Origin of the sequence: Clostridium chrysemydis (assembly GCF_015234215.1) — a bacterium.
Classification (GTDB): Bacteria; Bacillota; Clostridia; order Clostridiales; family Clostridiaceae; genus Clostridium; species Clostridium chrysemydis.
Window position 1 is genome coordinate 1,157,962 of record NZ_JADEKP010000001.1, and the last position, 17,765, is coordinate 1,175,726.

Below are 17,765 nucleotides of genomic sequence, written 5' to 3' on the forward strand. Positions count from 1 at the left end.
TTTAGAATTTCTAATTCGTCTTCTCATAGTCAGATATTTACGGTATCTGGTAGAAACTTGTGATCCATATCATCACACTTATATGAGTCATACACTTTACGAATATTATTCTATATCATAACACGAATGTTTGTCAACATATTTTTAAAAATATCTCTTTTTTTATTATTTTTATGTATATTTATAATAAAATTAAATATAATTGTTCGTGTTTAGTGATGTGTATATAGTCCATCTTCAAAAATTTCTCTTATTTCTTTTACAGTTTTACCACTATTTATTGCAGCTAAAAGCTTAATTCTAGCTTTTTGTCCCGGCATAGTATCTCCAAAAATACATCCCATATTTCTTAAATGCTTTCCGCCCCCTTCATATCCGTAACTTTCAAAAACTCTTCCTTCAAAACATCTTGATACTATAATTACAGGAATGTCTTCTTTTATAGCTTTTTCTATTCCTTTAACCATAGTTGGAGGTACATTTCCTCTTCCCATAGCCTCTATGACTAGCCCTTTATATCCTTTATCTAAAGAAAAATCTATAAATTCACTTCCCATACCTGAGACGCATTTTATTAAAGCTACATCCTTATCCATATTCTTAGGACTTAGTTTTACACCTTTTTTTCCTTTTCTATAGAATATAACATTATTATTGTCAACTACTCCAACAGGTCCAAAGTTTGGTGTTCTAAATGCATTTAATGCCATAGAGTTTGCTTTTGTAACTTCTATAGAATCATTTAGTTCTCCATTAAAGCAAACTAAAACTCCACGTCCATATGCTTCATCTGAAATAGCCGTACAAATAGATGTAGCTAAATTAAATGGTCCGTCATATCCAAGTTCTGAACTACTTCTCATAGCCCCTGTAACTACTATTGGTTTTTTTGTATTTGTAGTTAAATCTAAAAAATATGCTGTTTCTTCTAGAGTATCTGTTCCGTGAGTAACTACAATACCATCTATATCTTCTCTATTTGCTAAATCTTGTACAAACTTTGAAAGTTCTAACATAAGTTTTGGTGTTACATGTGGTGATGGAAGACTTGAAAACGTGTGATTTTCAACCTTTGCATAATCTTCTACCCCTGTAACTAAAGACATTATATCTTCCCCACTTAAGCTTGGAACTGCTGCTTGAAGTCTTTCATCGACTTTCATTGAAATAGTTCCACCATTAAAAACTACTGCTACTTTTTTCATATCTCCCTTTTCTCCTTACTTCTTTTGTTATATTTTAAAAATAAAAAACTTTTGAAAATCAAAAGTCTTTTATTAAGATATTTTCGGTAGGTCGGCGTATCCTACATCTCTATTTACTATAATTTAATTTTAAGCGCGTGAGGTGCCATTTCTCACCTCAAAAATATCTATAACTTATTATATATCCTTTTTTATTATATTCCAACTCCTTTGTTTGTTTCCAACAAGCTTCCGCTATAAATACTATTTTTAAGCTTAGATTTAGTTAATGGATACATCGTTGCAACATACATATAGCCTTCTTCTTTATCAACTTCTAATACTAACATAATATAAGCGTCAACTTTTTTAACTATTCTTAAAGCACTTTCCCCTCTTCTTTTAGATTTTCCAATAAAATCTGGATTTCCAATAATTCTTTCGATTATAATCGATAAGTTATCTTTTATATTTTTTGTAAATTGTTTTCCATGCTTTTTTAGAATATGATTAAAGGCTCCCCTTGAGATATACACATCTCCGTAATAATCTAAACCTATATCATCTGCGAGTACTTTATCTATCTTTCCAACTTTTTTATATACTTTCTTTTGAACCGTCATAAAATTCTCACCAAACTTTCATATTATTAAGGGGCTTTATTTTATTATATTCACTTCGCTTGTAATTTACCTGTTTTTAAGTATAAAAAAAATTAACTAAACAATCTGTTTAGTTAATTTTAACAAAAGTATAATCTTCTTTTCCATCTAAAACTAAATTCACGTTCCCATTTTTATCATAGCTATAAATAGAAGGTTTATTATATTGATCAATTCCAACAAATAATAATAGTCCATCTTTTGTAATTGAAATTCCTTTATTTAAGTCAACGCCTTTTGGAAAATCATATACTAATCTATTATAAGTTTTGTCGCTATTTAATTCGTATAAAGAATTTGAATCACCTGAAAAGCTTCCAAGAACATAATATTTTCCGTTGTTCTTTATTACATCTTTTACTTTTTCAACGTCTTCAGAAAGAACTTTTACTTCTCCGTCTTTTGTAATTTCTTTTAAAACTTTGTTGTTATCTAAGGTTTGCTGAAAAATTATCACTCCATCTTTATATCCTTTTAAAAATTCAACGTATCCTCCGCCTGATAGTTTATATAAAAGTTTTTCTTCTCCTGTTTTTAAATCATATGTAAATATACCATTAGTTTTATCTTTTCCGATGCCGTAATAAACTAATTTATCGTCTCCTGTAAAATCAAATAAATTTCCAGATATTTGAGTATCTTCTTTTACAAATTTACTTTCTTTACTCTTTAAGTCTAATATTTTTAATTTATATCCGTTGTCATTAACCATATAAGCTACTTCTTCACCATTTTCTGATAAATTTAAAAAATCGTAATTTACTTCATCTATTTTTACATCTTCTCCATTAAATTTTACAAAGTGCTTTGAGTCTTTAATAAAAATATAATTATTAGCATTTTCATTGTACTCAACAATAGTTTGGTCTCCATTTAATTCGCTATATTTTCCATCTTTAATATCATAATTCTTATATGTCCCATTTTCTCCTACTACTATTGCGCCACTATTTAAGGTAACTTTTGATTTGTCCATATCTTCTTTAACTTCATTTTCTTTGTTACCACAAGCATATAGAATAAATGAAAAACTTATAAGAAGTAAGACTAATAAATTCTTTCTTCTTAAAACATTCATTCTAAATTTCATTTCCTTATAAAATCTTCCCTTCACAAATATATTCTGCGTTTCCGCTCATATAAATTCCTTCATTTTTTATTTCAATAGTTAAATCACCGCCAGGCAACTTAGTTTTTACAACATCATCTACAAGATGGAATCTTCTTAAAACTTCTACAGAAGCTGATGCACCAGTGCCACAAGCTAAAGTAGCTCCCGCACCTCTTTCAAAGGTTTCTACGATTATGTTTTTTCTATCTTTTATAGTTACGAAATTTACATTTGTCCCAGATTTAAAAAATTCGTATTTTTCAATTAAGGCACCTTCATTAACATTGTACTCATTTTCTTTTCCTATTATTATAGTATGAGGTACACCTACTAAAACAGACGTTAATTCATATTCTTTATCATTTATTTTAACAGTTTTTTTAATAACTTCATCTAACCCGTCTTTAAGCCCTATATCTTCACCTTTATATGAAGGTTTTCCCATATATACTTTAGCTCCTGTTACTTTTTCATCTTTAAATAAAAGTTCTATTTCTTTTATTCCATCACCTGTTTTAACTTTGAATTTTTTATCCTTTGTAAATCCTTTATCATAAATGTATTTTCCAAAACATCTAATAGCATTTCCACACATACTTGCATAAGACCCGTCACTATTTATTATAACCATTTCAAAAATATTATTATCTTTTTTAATTATAACTAACCCATCTGCACCTATACCAAAGTGCCTATTACATACTTTTTTCGAAAGTTCACCTTCGTTTTTAATTTCATTTTTTAAATCTTCAACAAATATAAAATCATTTCCAATACCATGCATTTTTACAAAGTTCATTCTTATCACTCCTAGTCTATATAAATTGATATTTGCATCCTAAAAATGTTATACTATCTTTAAATAACATTTAGAGAGGATGGCAAAAATTATGGCATTAGATGGCGTATTTTTAAGCAGTTTACTAACTGACTTAAAAGATACTTTAATAAATTCAAAGATAGATAAAATAAACCAACCTGAAATGGATGAAGTCATTCTTACACTTCGAAAAGATAGAAAGAATTTTAAATTATTAATTTCTTCTTCTTCTCAATTTGCAAGAATTCATATAACTAAAATTCAAAAAGAAAACCCACTTAAAGCACCACTTTACTTAATGGTACTTAGAAAGTACTTAGTAGGTGGTACTATAATAGATGTAACTCAAAAAGATACAGATAGAGTAGTTACTCTAACTATCTCTTCAAGAGATGAACTTGGATATGATAGCAAGTATCTATTAATAGTTGAAATAATGGGTCGTCACTCAAATATCTCTTTAATTAGAGAAAGAGATATGAAAGTAATGGAATCTATAAAACATATCACTCCTGATATAAATACTTATAGGGTTTTATATCCTGGAGTAGAATATGTTTATCCTCCAGCTTCTACAAAACTTAACCCCTTTGATTTTAAAAAAGAAGAATTAATAACCTTTGTAGAAACTAACGATATTTCTCTTGATGAATATTTTTTCCTAAAGACCTTTACAGGTGTTAGTAAAACTTTATCTAAAGAATTATTTTTAGAATCATCTGAGAATAATTATACATTAACAGAGATAGATATTCTATACAAATTTATTACAGATGTTTTTAAATTATTAAAAAATTGTCCAGAATTTAATATAATTTTAGATAATTGCGGATTATACAAGGATTTCCATTCACTTATTTTCAAAAATATTGATAAAAACCTTAAATCTGTTAAATATGAAAATCCTTCAATGATGCTTGAAGATTTCTATAGTACTAAGGATAAACAGGAAAGACTTCATAGTAGGACAACAAATCTTCAAAGATTAGTTACAACAAATATTGATAGATGTTTAAAAAAGGAAAAGATTTTAAATAAAAGTATTGATGATTGCAAATCTAAAGAAAAATATAAAATATTTGGAGATCTTTTAACTTCTTATATATACAGCTTAAAAAAGGGATTAAAAGAAATCACACTTCAAAACTACTATAGTGAAAATTACGAAGATATAACTATAGCTTTAAATCCTAATAAAACTCCTTCTGAAAATGTGCAAAATTACTATAAAAGATATAATAAACTAAAAAAAGCAGAAGTAGAGGCAAAAATTCAATTAGATAAAAATTTAGAAGAACTAAATTACTTAAATTCAGTTTTAACTAATATTTTAAATATTGACTCTTATAGCGAGATAGACCCTATCAAAAGAGAACTTATGGAAACTGGGTATATTAAGTTTAAAAAAGAATCTAAAAAAGAAAGTAAATCAAAGCCTCTTCACTTTGTATCTTCTGAAGGAATAGATATTTATGTTGGTAAAAACAACATCCAAAATGATTATTTAAGCTTAAAATTTGCGAAGAAAAACTGGCTTTGGATGCATACTAAAGATGTCCCAGGTTCTCACGTTATAGTTTGCACAGACGAATTATTGGATAAAACTATAGAAGAAGCATCAGTTATTGCAGCATTTTATAGCAAGGCAAAAACTTCAAGTAAAGTTGAGGTTGATTACACTAAAGTTAAAGAACTTAAAAAGCCAGTAGGTGCAAAGCCTGGTATGGTTATATACCATACTAATTGGACTTTAGTTACAGACCCTTCTCAATTTAATAATTTAAACTTAGAAAAGTAAAAAAAATATCATTAGCTTTTAAAGCTAATGATATTTTTTTAATCTATTAAACACTGCGCTACTGTATCACCTTGATTTTTTATAAGTTTATTATCCATAAATTGATAGTAGTAACATAATAATCTTCCGTTATAAAGTTTTCTATTTTTAGTTGACTTTTCTCCAAACTTTTTCTCGAAGTTTTCAAAAGAAGTTAATATGTTATATTCCCAATCTTTATATTGCTTTTTGTAATTTCCAAAAATTCTATAAAGTCTAGCTACTTCTCTTTCATCACTAAGTCTTTCCCCGTATGGAGGGTTAGTTATCATAAATCCATATTTATGTCTAGTTGAGAAATCCTTAAAATCTCTTTCTTGGAATTCTATATAATCTAAAACTCCAGCTTTTAGAGCATTATCTTTTGCTACCTTTAAAACTCTAAAATCTATATCGTATCCTATAAGTTTTATATCTTTCTTCTTTTCAGAACGTCTTGCGCCTGCTTTAACCTGATCAAAAATTTCTTCTGGCATGTTTGGCCAAGTTTCTGATACGAAATCTCTATTAACTCCTGGTGCTATATTTTGCATAATCATAGCAGCTTCAATTAATATAGTTCCCGAACCGCAAAATGGGTCTATAAGTTCATAACTATCTTTCCATCTTGATAAAAGAACCATAGCTGCAGCTAGAGTTTCTTTTAAAGGCGCTGCCCCAGCGTGCTCTCTATATCCTCTTTTATGAAGTCCTGCACCTGATGTATCTACTGTAAGAGTTACTTTGTCTTTAAGTATACCCACTTCTATTTTGTATAAAGGTCCGTTTTCACTAAACTTTTCTATTCCATAGCTATCACTCATACTAGTTACTATAGCTTTTTTAACTATAGATTGACAATCTGGTACACTATGAAGAGTTGATTTTACTGACTTACCGTTAACGTGCATTATACCATTTTTAGGTATTAACCCTGCCCAGTTTACTTTTTTAGTTCCTTGAAATAACTCTTCAAAGCTTCTAGCTTCAAATTCAGCCATCTTTATAAGAACTCTATCTGCAGTTCTTAAATGAACATTAGCTATTGCTATATCCATTTCATCTCCTATAAATTCAACTCTACCGTTTTCTAATTTTAAATCTTCATACCCTAAAGCTTTAAGCTCTTTTGCAGTTATTCCTTCTAATCCAAAAGTAGTAGTTGCAATTAAGTTGTACTCCATCTTTTCATCTCCTCTAAAAGATTAATCTTCTCTTTCATATATTTTAACTGAATCTTCTCCGTCAATTTCAACAATTTTAACTCCAACAACTTCTTCTTTTGATGTTGGAATATTTTTCCCTACGTAATCTGCTCTAATCGGTAGTTCTTTGTGACCTCTATCTATAAGTACTGCAAGTTGAATACATTTAGGTCTATTAACATCTATTATTGCATCTATTGCTGCTCTAACTGTTCTACAAGTAAATAATACATCATCTACTAGTATTACTTTTTTATTTGTTATATCAACACCTAAATCAGTTTCTTTAACTTTTGGAATTCCATTTTCATAAGATAAATCGTCTCTATATAATGTTATATCTACATACCCAACATCCATAGTAATATCCTCAAATTTAGATATTTGCTCTGCTATTCTTTTTGCAATTGGATATCCTCTTCTTTTTATTCCTATAAGAACGATATCTTCTACACCTTTATTTCTTTCGATTATCTCATGAGAAATTCTAACTAAACTTCTTTTTATTGCTTTTTCATCTAAAAGATTTGCTTTTAATTTCAAGAGTAATCCCTCCTATATGTTTTCTTTTTTTAGGTTTTCTAATAACTTTCTATAATTATCTGGAAGTTCTGTTGTAAATTCAACATACTCATTAGACCTTGGATGAATAAATCCAAGAACCTTTGCGTGAAGCATTTGACCTTCTGATTTAAATTTAGTCTTTTTAAATCCATATAAAGGATCTCCAACTAAAGGATGCCCAATCGACGCCATATGAACCCTTATTTGATGAGTTCTTCCAGTTTCTAAAACACATTTAACTAATGTAGTGTTTTTAAATCTTTCTATAACTTCAAAATGAGTTACAGCTCTTCTACCGTCACTATCAATAGCTATTTTAAGTCTATCTCTTTTTGATCTTTTTAAAGGTTTATCTATAGTTCCAGAATCTTTTGATATTTTTCCTTCTACAAGTGCATAGTACTCTCTTTTCATTGAGTGGTCTTTTAATTGTGATGAAAGCTTAACGTGAGCGTCATCATTTTTTGCAATTACCAAGACTCCTGTTGTATCTTTATCAATTCTATGCACTATTCCAGGTCTTATAACTCCGTTTATGCTAGACAAATCCTTGCAGTGATATAAAAGTGCATTTACTAAAGTCCCATTGTAATTTCCAGGTGCTGGGTGAACAACCATCCCTTTAGCTTTATTAATGACTATAACATCACTATCTTCGTATAATATGTTTATTTTAATATCTTCTGCCTGAACATCTAACTCCTCAGGCTCTGGCATAGATACCTTTACTATATCAAATGTTTTTAATTTGTAATTACTTTTAACTACCTTTTCATTAACTAAAACAGTTCCCTTTTCTATTATACCTTGTATAAAAGATCTAGATTTATCTTCAAATTCCTCACTTAAAAATTTATCTATTCTTTTACCTTTAAGGGTTTCGTCTATATTATAAATACGTTCTTCCATTATTTTTATCTCCTCAAGATATTATTACTTATCAATTATAATATATTAATACCTTATACTCAACATAATAAATTATTAGCCGTAAAATATTAAAAGAGCCATCTTAAAATAAGATAGCTCTTTAAAGGTTTTAATCTTCTTTATTTGCAAAGAAGCTTTTTATTTCATCTAATTCATCTATTGCAACTTCTTCCTCTGTTTCTGTTACTGCAACTTCTTCAAAAACTGGTTCTTTTGGAAGCCTTGGCATTTCTTCTACAGGAGTTGAAATTGAATAATTTTTATTTAAATCTTTTTCTAAATCATCAAATGTTTCTAATTGAGTATTCATAAAGTTTCTAAATTTAGCTCTAAATTTAATAAACTCTTGCTTTATTCTATCAAACTCGTCATTAATTTGAATTACATCATTATGTGCTTTATCTACTATTCTTTGTGCTGTTTCATTTGCATTTTTAACAAGCATTTCAGCTTCTTTTTGAGCTGTATTTTTAGCTTGATCTGCTGCATTTTGAGCTAAAACTAAAGTATTTTGAATAGTTGATTCAATATTTGCATAATGTTCAACTTGTTCATTTAAGATTTGTACCTTATCTTTAAGCTTTGCATTTTCTTTATATAATTCTTCATAATTATCAACTATTTCATCTAAAAATTCGTCTACTTCTTCTGGATTATATCCTCTTAATCCTCTTTTAAACTCTTTATTATTAATATCCATCGGAGTTAACTTCATTATAATTCCACCTCTATTATGTATATTTTTTTATAATTACTTTTAATTTACCGCTTTTACTTGTGCTAGGCACAGAATGAACTATAAATTTACCATATCCTCTTATAGTTATCCTATCTGATATAGCAATTTCATCGCTTTTATCTCTAATTATATTGTAGTTTTTTAATGCTTTCCCATCACTTATTAGTTCTTGTGCAAAGCTTCTAGATTTTTTTGTAATTTTTGAAACTATCGAATCTAGTCTTAATGAGTTTACTAATATAACTTCTTCTTTAAAGTCTATCGAAATATCAGAAGTGTCTCCTAAAAACTCTTCTATAATACATGGAACACTTGAAATTTTTTCAAGATTCATAATTATATAATCTGAAATTTCTTCACTTAAAGACACGTAACACACATTTTCTTTAGTAATCAAATCACCAATTTTATCTCTAAGTATTCCAAGGCTCATAATACTACCTAAATAGTCCTTATGAGTTAAGTTCTTGAATTTTGAAGGGTTTGTTATTTTCAAGATTTTCATAGGATACGGGATATCGTATAAATTGTTAAATGATATCATTCTTCTTTCAGAATCTAAAAAGCCACCAAAACTTTCTACCTTAAGTAAACTACTATTAAATCCTTCAAATACTTTCCATACGTTTGGAGGATAAAAATTACTTCCAAACATAGGTATATCTTTATCTTGGGAGAGTTTCATCTTTTCATAAAGATTTATTATAAGATTTTTATCTTCATCTTTAAATTGTTTTAATATATAATCTCTACTCATCTAAAAAAGTATTAATCTTATTATTAAACTTTGAACTACATTTAAAACTACAATCGCAAAGATAGGTGATAAATCTATAGGTAAATCACCTAAAAATTTATATTGTAACTGTCTAAACGGTTCAAGAATAGGTCCTGTAATAACATTTAAAGACTCTCTTATGCTTTGAGTTGTAGAACTCGGTACCCAAGATAGTAAACACTCTACAATAATGATAACTTCTAACGCTCTAAATATTAAGTTTATTATACTAACCATATATTACTCCTTTAATTACTTTGTCCAATTAAATAGAGCTGCTTTTGATGATAACTCACTTTTTAATTCATTAGTAACTTCAACGTTTGAAGGCGATAAAATATAAACTCCCTTTTCAACCTCTTGGAAATCTCCTTGTAGTGCATAAGACGCTCCACTTAAAAAGTCTAGTAATCTTCTTGCTGTTCTATTTTCTAAACTTGAAGTATTAATAACAACTATTCTTCTATTTTTTAAGGCATCACAAATCTCCATAGATTCTTCATATGAAGTTGGTTTTATAATTAAAACTTTAGCAGAAGCATTAGTATGAATATTAACTACTTTCCCACCCTTAGGTCCTAAAATATCTGGTCCTTGAACTTCTGTATAGTCATCTTCATTTACTACTTCATCTTCTATTCTTTCTTCTAATCCTTCTTCTTCGAAATCTTCTTCATAATCTCCAAATCCTAAGATATTTTTTACTTTTGACATCATGTTAGACATACTATTTTCCTCCTATACGCTATAATCTCTTTCTCCAAAAATTCCAGTTCCAACTCTTATAGTATTAGAACCTTCTTCAATTGCTATTTTATAATCATTTGTCATACCCATAGATAATATTTCCATAGTTATGTTTTTGAATTCTTTTTCTTTTAAACTATCGAATATCTTTTTAGTTTCTTTAAAATATTCTCTGTTTTCTTTTTCTGAACCTTTTGGAATTATAACCATAATTCCTTTAACCTTTACAAAATTGCACTTCTCTACTGCTTCTATTAAGCTATCCAGTTCTTCAACTAAAACACCACTTTTAGAATCTTCTCTTCCTATATTGATTTGGATTAAGCAGTCTATAGTTTCATTTGCTTCACCAAATTTGGTCTCTATTGTATCTAATAGTTTCTCACTTGATAAAGAATGTATTAAATCTACTTTACCAACAATATACTTAACTTTGTTTCTTTGAAGTTTTCCAATAAGATGCCACTTGACATCCTTTTGAAACTCTTCCTCTTTCCAAAGTAACTCTTGAACCTTATTTTCTGCAAATTCTCTCATACCTGCATCATAAGCTTCTTTCATTTCATCTAATGTTCTAGTTTTAGAAACAGCTAAAAGTTTTACGTCTTTTGGTATTTCATTTAAGATTTCATCTATGTTTTCTTTAATACTCATAGCAGCCTCCTAATATTTACTTTAAGTTTCACTTTATTTTATATTCTATAAAAAACTTTAAAATCCTCTATTTTAAGAGGATTTATTTAGTTTTTATCTAATTTGTAGATTCTTTCATATAATCTGTCGTTCCTATAGTTTTTGCAGCTGGCATAACTATCTTTTCTTTCTTTTCAATACTTACTTGAAGTTCTCTATACATAAGCTCTTTAATATAACTTCCTTCACCTAAAAGAGATGCTTCTAAAGTATCTGGGTCTCCTATTGCATAAACTTTAAAAGGTGCATATTCTGTCGTACCATCTTCAAAACCCAAAAAAGCCCAATTACAAAATACAGCAGTACTTGGTATAACTCTTCTATTATTTATAGAGATAGCCTCTGCACCTGATTTTCTAAGTTCATTTATAACTAAAGCCATATCGTTATCGTGAAAAATCTTTTTCATTTTTTCATAATCAGTGTTATTTTTGTTTTCAACATCCCCATCATTTATAGTTATAACAACACCGCGCCCTGAAACCTCTGTAGTTCCAGCTAGTTTGCCATAATCATTTAACTGACTAACCATCTTTTCAACTATTTTATCTTGGTCTTTATCATTATTTTTATAACTTTCTATAGTTTCTTTCATCTTTTCATTATTTTCTTTTAAACTAGAAACACTTTTGTAAAGATCAGACCTTTCTTCTATAGCATCTCCATACTCTTTTGCGCTTAAATTAAATAAATCTTTCATTCCACCTAAGTTAGAATTTAAAACTATTAAATACCCTAAAATTACAGCTGATATAAAAACCAAAAACTTACCTGAAGCTTTCTTCATACAATCACCTAGCCCTTACGTGCTTTAAATTTTTCTAGAAGCAAACGCCTTATAATTGCAAAGTTATCAAAAATTCTACCACCAAATACTATAACTGCCGCTATATATATAGGAATCCCAAGTTTGTCTCCAAGGTATGCAAGCCCTGCTGCAAGTATTGCATTTCCAAAGAAACCTGATATAAATATGTCAGCTTTAAAATTTTTAGAAAGATTTGCACGTATTGCACCAAAGACTGAGTCTAAACATGCAAGTATTGCAACTGACATATAAGGTGAGAATTTATCTGGTATATTTACATCAAATACAAACCCAAATAAAACACCAAGTAGTAATCCAATAAAAGGTATCACCCTTATTCACCTGCCTTCTTATCTACATCTTGTAAGTACTCACTTTTTAAAGTTTGTGTAGATTTATTAATATCTAATTTATCAATTTGTTCAACTTTTGAATCATAATTTTGAAGTGCGCCATGGTCTAATGAGTCTGCAAAGTTTAAGGCTGCATTAAGTTTTGCTTTATTTCCTATAGCCTTAATTACTATAGGTTCTTTAGGATTTATTCTTCCCTCTGACCCAATCCAAATATAATTACTAGAATTTTTTATACCTGTTTGAGGAGTTATTCTGTAATCATTAATTGAAATCGCTTCAGCTTTTGCATACCATAATATGTTAATTAAGTGAACTAACTCTTCTTCACTTACTATCATGCCTACATCACTTGATCCAAAAAGACTAGTTTTCGGTGTTATTGTTACTTGAACCCCAGGTCCTGTAACTGATACCAACCCAAGATACATTCTAGCTGCATCTAGTTCCTTTTTAACTTCAACTCCTACTTTACCTTCTTTTGTTGCCGCTTCTTCTAGTTCTTTCATTTCTTGACTTAGATGACTATTTGATTTTTCTAGTTCTGCTTTTTGATTTTTTAAAGTATCTATTTCAGCTATTAAATCACTTTTATTTGATGAATCTAAAGTACTTTGGTTATTTGTTAGCGCCTTGTATTGGTAAGTTAATAAAAATCCCAAAAGGCCACAAACTATGGCAATAGATATCTGTGACTTAGAACCTTTCACTCTATACCATCCTCCTTAAATAAATGTTTTCTTATTTTTCTTTATCTTTTTCCTTTTTTATAACTGGCGAACCGTGAAAACTTACGTCAATATAACCTTTTTTTAAGTTAATTGATTTATCTTCAAGAATTGAGATAGCCGTATTTATTTTTTTAACTAAATCTTCCCCATCTCCAATTTTAACCATTACATCACCAAAGTATACTTTCATATTAGTCAAACTAGAAACATCAACTTTAGTAACTTTAAATTTGCTTTTATTAGATTTTTGAATTTTATAAAGCTCATCTAATGTAGTTTTTAATATAGTAAAACTATCACCACTTGCAATATACTCTCCTATGTTTAAATCATCTTTTTTAAGTCCTGTTATTTCTATTAGATTTTTATCATCTATTTTATTGCTCTTCTCAAGTAATATCAAATCACTACTTAATATATCAAAGCTTTCTTTCCCTTTAAAATAATAAGCAACATTCTTTTCTGTGACATCTATTTCTAGAGTCTTTGGAAGAGATCTTTTTATAGTTACATTATCTATATATGGATTAGATTTAATCTTAGAAATAACATTATTCTCTTTTATAAAAAGCAAATTTTCACCCTTAAAAGAATCAGCATCTTTTAAAATAGCTTCAGTTTTAATTATTGAATTGCCTTTTATATTTACATTCTTAATTAAGAAAAAGTCAGATTTTGTTACAAAAAGAGCTAAAACCCCTGCAATTATAACTGTTAAAATTATTCCTCTTTTTATATGTCTTTTTCTTCTAGCTTTAAGAATATATACGTTATTTGTCTTCCCCATCTTTTTATTCTTTCCTCACTATATTAAAATTTTACACTCCATTATATAATAACATTTATATCCAACCTTTTCATTATTTTTTTATTAATAAAATCTAAAAAGAAACCTTATAAAGCATTAATTTTACAATTATTCCTTAATTTTTTCATATCCTATTTACCCCGTTAAATCCTCTTTTAAATTTACAAAAAAATCATTTAAAATATAATTTATAAATTTACTAAAAGCAAAAAAGTCTACCCTAATTTAAACGTATTTTATAAGTTTATAAAAAGTTTAATTAGTGTAGACCTTTATTAATTTTCTTTTTCTTTTAACTTGTCATTTTTTCTTTGTCTTGAAATATTTAAAAGTATACCCATAGCTGTCATATTTATTACTAATGAGGATCCTCCATAACTTATAAACGGTAATGGAACCCCAGTTACCGGCATAGAACCTGTAACTACCGCTATGTTTATAATAGCTTGAACTGCTATTATTGATGTAATACCTAAAGCTAGGTATGTTCCATAAGAGTCTTTACAACTTGATGCTATTTTTACACCTCTCCAAACAAATATTACAAACAATAATATTATAAATATACATCCAACTAAACCAAGCTCCTCCCCAATTATAGAGAAGATAAAGTCATTATGTGGCTCTGGCATGTATAATGTCTTTTGTCTTGACTGTCCAAGTCCAAGTCCTAAAACACCACCAGCACCTAATGCATAAAAGGATTGTATAAGTTGATAACCATTTCCAGCTGGATCTTTCCAAGGATTAACAAAGTTTAACATCCTAGCTCTTCTATAAGGCTCAAATAATGCAAAAAAGAGAGCTGCTGCTGTTAAGACTGGAGTTACAACTCCAAACATATGAATCCTTCTAGCACCTGCTGCAAAAACAACTATAAATGTAACTATCATTATAACTGCAGCAATACTTAAGTTTTTTTGCGCAAGTACAAGCCCTGCATAAAATCCTCCTATTGCAAAACATGGAATAATACCTTTTTTAAAATCCTTAACTCTATCTCCCATACTAGAAAGTGCCATAGCCAAATACAAAACTACAACATATTTTGCAAGTTCTGAAGGCTGAAAAGATGCAGGTCCTAGTTGAATCCATCTTTGAGCACCATTAACTCCTGGAAATAAGAATACAGCTAAAAGTAAAGGTACTGTACAAATCATAGCAATAAGTGTAAATTTCTTAATCTTATGATAATCAATTGACATCATAAACATCATAACAATTATACCAACTGCACTCCAAGCTAGCTGTCTCTTTAAAAAATAAGTACTATCTTTAAAGTGAAACATTGCATAGTAGGAACTTGCAGAGTATACCATTACTACCCCGATTGATAGTAACAAGATTATAGTACAAAAAATACCATAATCTATAGCACCCATACTATTTCTCCCCTGTTTCCTTTTTCTCATACCAAACTCCCTCCACTAAAATTATTAAAGTGAAAAGTAACCAATAATACAAAGCAAGACTGTTATTAAAGAAAATACTCTAACTATTTTTACTTCACTCCATCCAACCTGTTCAAAATGATGGTGAACAGGAGCCATCTTAAATACTCTCTTACCTGTTAATTTAAATGAACCAACTTGGATAATTACTGATAATGTTTCAAATACATAAATCCCTCCAACTATAACTAGTACAAAAGGCATTTTAAGCATTAATGCTATAGTTCCTACAGCACCACCTAGTGCAAGGGAACCTGTATCTCCCATAAAGATTCTCGCTTTATATTTGTTGAATTTTAAAAATCCAAGCAAAGCTCCTAAAAGACCTATAGAAAATACGGCAATTTCCATTTCTCCTCTTTGAAATGCAACAATTCCAAAGAATGCTAAAACAATAATAGTAACAGTTGTTGCAAGTCCATCTAAACCATCAGTTAAGTTTACTGCATTTGTTACACCTGCATAATAGAAAACTACAAATGGAATGTAGAATATTCCAAAGTTTAGTGCCCCACTATAAAATGGGAATGAAATTGAAGTTCCTAATGCAGTTTGTGCATAATACGCTATAGCTACACCAAATAATACTAGTAAAAGCATTTTTTGATAAGCTTTTAATCCTTCGTTATCTCTGTGAATTATCTTTAGCATATCATCAAGTAATCCTATAAAAGCAAATGCTATCATAGAGTATAAAGTTACCATTCCTTTTCCAGATAAGCTATATCCTGAAACAAACATAACTACAGCTATAGAAACAATAAAAATTACACCTCCCATAGTAGGAGTACCTGCTTTTTTAAGGTGACTTTTCGGTCCCTCTTTTCTGATATTTTGACCAAATTTAAATTTATGAAGTATTGGAATAAAAATTGGTCCTAAAATTAATGATACAATTAAACCGACAAATAATGCCGTTAGAATTTTCGGGTTAGTTAATAAATTTGCTATATCCCCCATGATTAATCACTGCAAGTAAAACTCTCTTGCAGCCCACCTCCTTTGTTATAATTTAATCTCTTTTAATTTTTCAACTATTTCTTCAAATTTTTCTCCTCTAGAAGCTTTAACTAAAACAACGTCGCCTTTTTCTATTAGAGAATCTAATTCTTTTAAAAGTTCACCTTTAGTATTATATAATTTTATACCTTCTTTTTCAAAGCCTTCTTTAAAAGCATCTTTGTATTCACCACATACTATTAAAGAATCTACTATATCTTTTGAAAACTTTCCAACTTCTCTATGAGATCTTTCGCTTTCTAAACCAAGTTCTCTCATAGTTCCAAGTATAGCAACCTTTCTACCTGGTCTAGTCTCTAAAACCTTTAAAGAAGATTTCATTGAATCTGGGCTTGCGTTATAGCAATCATTTATAATTGAAATTTCTCCTGTATTTATAAACTCAAGTCTCATTGAAGTAGCTTCAATACCTTTAAGTCCTTCTATCATTTCGTCTAATGATACGTTAAGTTTAGAAGCTGCAGCTATTCCTAAAAGTGCATTTAACACGTTATGTTCACCTACCATAGGTAAAGTTATCCTTCTTTCTCCGTCTTTAGAAAGTAAGGTAAATGAAGTTTCGTTTAAAGTTACTTCTATATCTTTTGCGCTAAACTCATAGCTTTGATTATATCCAGTTTTAACTATTTTATACTCATCAGAAGATACAGTTTTAAGTAAATCATCTTCTGCATTTAATATTAAAGTGTTATCTTTACTAAAGAAGTCTACTATTTCCATCTTGGCTTTTAAAATATTATCTCTAGTTTTTAGATTTTCTATATGAGATACTCCAATATTAGTAATAAGTGCTATATCAGGTCTTGCACATTTTGCTAAGTTATGAATTTCATTAAAGTCACTCATACCCATTTCTAAAACTGCAACGTCTATAGAACTATCTAAGCTTAAAATAGTTAAAGGTAATCCAATTTCATTATTAAAATTCCCTTTAGTTTTGTAAACTTTGTATTTTCCGCTTAAAAAGGCAGATGTTACGTCTTTAGTTGAAGTTTTTCCTGTTGAACCTGTGATTCCTATAACTTTAATGTTAAGCTTTTCTCTATATCCATGTGCTATATCTAATAGAGCTTTTTTTGTGTCTTTAACCTTTATTATAACTTTATCTAAAGTATCATCTATATCAAACAAAATTTCATCAACTATAGCAATACTCGCTCCCTTATCTAAAGCTTCTTTAGCATATTTATTTCCATTAAAATTTTCTCCTTTTAACCCTAAGAAAATATTATCTTTTTGGATTTTTCTTGTATCTGTTGATAAAATATTAAAATTAGCTTCCTTTGTTTTTGAAATAATTTCACCCTTAGAAAACTTTACTAACTCATTTAATGTTAATTCCAAA

Annotated in this window: 20 protein-coding genes and 1 riboswitch; of the genes, 1 reads left to right on the forward strand and 19 read right to left on the reverse strand. The window is 28.8% G+C overall.

All coding sequences use genetic code 11. From position 1 onward, the window contains the following. Positions 1-6: 6 nt before the first annotated feature. Positions 7-106: riboswitch (purine riboswitch) on the reverse strand. 106 nt (positions 107-212) lie between these two features. From INR60_RS05850 to dapF, 4 genes are all read right to left on the reverse strand, one after another. Beyond that, positions 213-1,205, reverse strand: coding sequence for an asparaginase (locus INR60_RS05850; RefSeq protein ID WP_194190542.1), 993 nt, complete (start codon positions 1,203-1,205; stop codon positions 213-215). Between the two features lie 194 nt (positions 1,206-1,399). Next, positions 1,400-1,807 (reverse strand): PBECR3 domain-containing polyvalent protein, encoded by a 408-nt coding sequence (locus INR60_RS05855; RefSeq protein ID WP_194190543.1) that lies wholly within the window; start codon positions 1,805-1,807, stop codon positions 1,400-1,402. 109 nt (positions 1,808-1,916) lie between these two features. Then, complete coding sequence (locus INR60_RS05860; RefSeq protein WP_194190544.1) at positions 1,917-2,936, reverse strand: hypothetical protein; 1,020 nt, start codon at positions 2,934-2,936, stop codon at positions 1,917-1,919. A 4-nt stretch (positions 2,937-2,940) separates the two neighbouring features. After that, entirely contained in the window at positions 2,941-3,756 is an 816-nt protein-coding gene (gene dapF, locus INR60_RS05865) for a diaminopimelate epimerase (protein ID WP_194190545.1), read from the reverse strand. Between the two features lie 91 nt (positions 3,757-3,847). Here dapF and INR60_RS05870 point away from each other — a divergent pair, with 91 nt between their 5' ends. Continuing rightward, positions 3,848-5,575: an Rqc2 family fibronectin-binding protein gene (locus tag INR60_RS05870; protein WP_194190546.1), complete on the forward strand. Its 1,728-nt coding sequence runs from the start codon at positions 3,848-3,850 to the stop codon at positions 5,573-5,575. A 38-nt stretch (positions 5,576-5,613) separates the two neighbouring features. Here the strand turns inward: INR60_RS05870 and INR60_RS05875 are convergent, their stop codons facing one another. The 15 genes from INR60_RS05875 to INR60_RS05945 form a co-directional block, all read right to left on the reverse strand. Then, positions 5,614-6,777 carry a THUMP domain-containing class I SAM-dependent RNA methyltransferase gene (locus INR60_RS05875; RefSeq protein WP_194190547.1) on the reverse strand — a complete coding sequence of 388 codons (1,164 nt, stop codon included), beginning with the start codon at positions 6,775-6,777 and terminating at the stop codon, positions 5,614-5,616. A gap of 21 nt (positions 6,778-6,798) precedes the next feature. Continuing rightward, positions 6,799-7,341, reverse strand: a complete 543-nt coding sequence (gene pyrR / locus INR60_RS05880) for a bifunctional pyr operon transcriptional regulator/uracil phosphoribosyltransferase PyrR (protein WP_194190548.1) — start codon at positions 7,339-7,341, stop codon at positions 6,799-6,801. 12 nt (positions 7,342-7,353) lie between these two features. Beyond that, positions 7,354-8,271 carry an RluA family pseudouridine synthase gene (locus tag INR60_RS05885; RefSeq protein ID WP_194190549.1) on the reverse strand — a complete coding sequence of 306 codons (918 nt, stop codon included), beginning with the start codon at positions 8,269-8,271 and terminating at the stop codon, positions 7,354-7,356. Between the two features lie 130 nt (positions 8,272-8,401). Further along, positions 8,402-9,007, reverse strand: a complete 606-nt coding sequence (locus INR60_RS05890) for a DivIVA domain-containing protein (RefSeq protein ID WP_194190550.1) — start codon at positions 9,005-9,007, stop codon at positions 8,402-8,404. 16 nt (positions 9,008-9,023) lie between these two features. Then, positions 9,024-9,788, reverse strand: a complete 765-nt coding sequence (locus tag INR60_RS05895; protein WP_194190551.1) for a YlmH family RNA-binding protein — start codon at positions 9,786-9,788, stop codon at positions 9,024-9,026. Continuing rightward, a complete protein-coding gene (locus INR60_RS05900) occupies positions 9,789-10,046 on the reverse strand; it encodes a YggT family protein (RefSeq protein ID WP_194190552.1) in 258 nt (85 codons plus the stop codon). A 15-nt stretch (positions 10,047-10,061) separates the two neighbouring features. Continuing rightward, positions 10,062-10,535 carry a cell division protein SepF gene (locus INR60_RS05905; protein WP_194190553.1) on the reverse strand — a complete coding sequence of 158 codons (474 nt, stop codon included), beginning with the start codon at positions 10,533-10,535 and terminating at the stop codon, positions 10,062-10,064. A 12-nt stretch (positions 10,536-10,547) separates the two neighbouring features. Further along, complete coding sequence (locus INR60_RS05910; RefSeq protein ID WP_194190554.1) at positions 10,548-11,210, reverse strand: YggS family pyridoxal phosphate-dependent enzyme; 663 nt, start codon at positions 11,208-11,210, stop codon at positions 10,548-10,550. A gap of 97 nt (positions 11,211-11,307) precedes the next feature. Next, positions 11,308-12,036: a DUF881 domain-containing protein gene (locus tag INR60_RS05915; protein WP_194190555.1), complete on the reverse strand. Its 729-nt coding sequence runs from the start codon at positions 12,034-12,036 to the stop codon at positions 11,308-11,310. Positions 12,037-12,044: 8 nt separating this feature from the next. Further along, positions 12,045-12,389 (reverse strand): DUF1290 domain-containing protein, encoded by a 345-nt coding sequence (locus tag INR60_RS05920; RefSeq protein ID WP_194190556.1) that lies wholly within the window; start codon positions 12,387-12,389, stop codon positions 12,045-12,047. Positions 12,390-12,391: 2 nt separating this feature from the next. Next, a complete protein-coding gene (locus tag INR60_RS05925) occupies positions 12,392-13,120 on the reverse strand; it encodes a DUF881 domain-containing protein (protein WP_194190557.1) in 729 nt (242 codons plus the stop codon). Between the two features lie 31 nt (positions 13,121-13,151). Further along, positions 13,152-13,928 (reverse strand): cell division protein FtsQ/DivIB, encoded by a 777-nt coding sequence (locus INR60_RS05930; RefSeq protein WP_194190558.1) that lies wholly within the window; start codon positions 13,926-13,928, stop codon positions 13,152-13,154. Between the two features lie 296 nt (positions 13,929-14,224). Continuing rightward, positions 14,225-15,361, reverse strand: coding sequence for a stage V sporulation protein E (spoVE, locus tag INR60_RS05935; protein WP_194190559.1), 1,137 nt, complete (start codon positions 15,359-15,361; stop codon positions 14,225-14,227). Between the two features lie 24 nt (positions 15,362-15,385). Next, positions 15,386-16,360: a phospho-N-acetylmuramoyl-pentapeptide-transferase gene (gene mraY, locus INR60_RS05940; RefSeq protein WP_194190560.1), complete on the reverse strand. Its 975-nt coding sequence runs from the start codon at positions 16,358-16,360 to the stop codon at positions 15,386-15,388. A 45-nt stretch (positions 16,361-16,405) separates the two neighbouring features. Next, the gene (locus INR60_RS05945) at positions 16,406-17,764 is read right to left on the reverse strand and encodes a UDP-N-acetylmuramoyl-tripeptide--D-alanyl-D-alanine ligase (RefSeq protein ID WP_194190561.1); all 1,359 of its coding nucleotides are present in this window, start codon (positions 17,762-17,764) and stop codon (positions 16,406-16,408) included. Position 17,765: the final 1 nt, after the last annotated feature.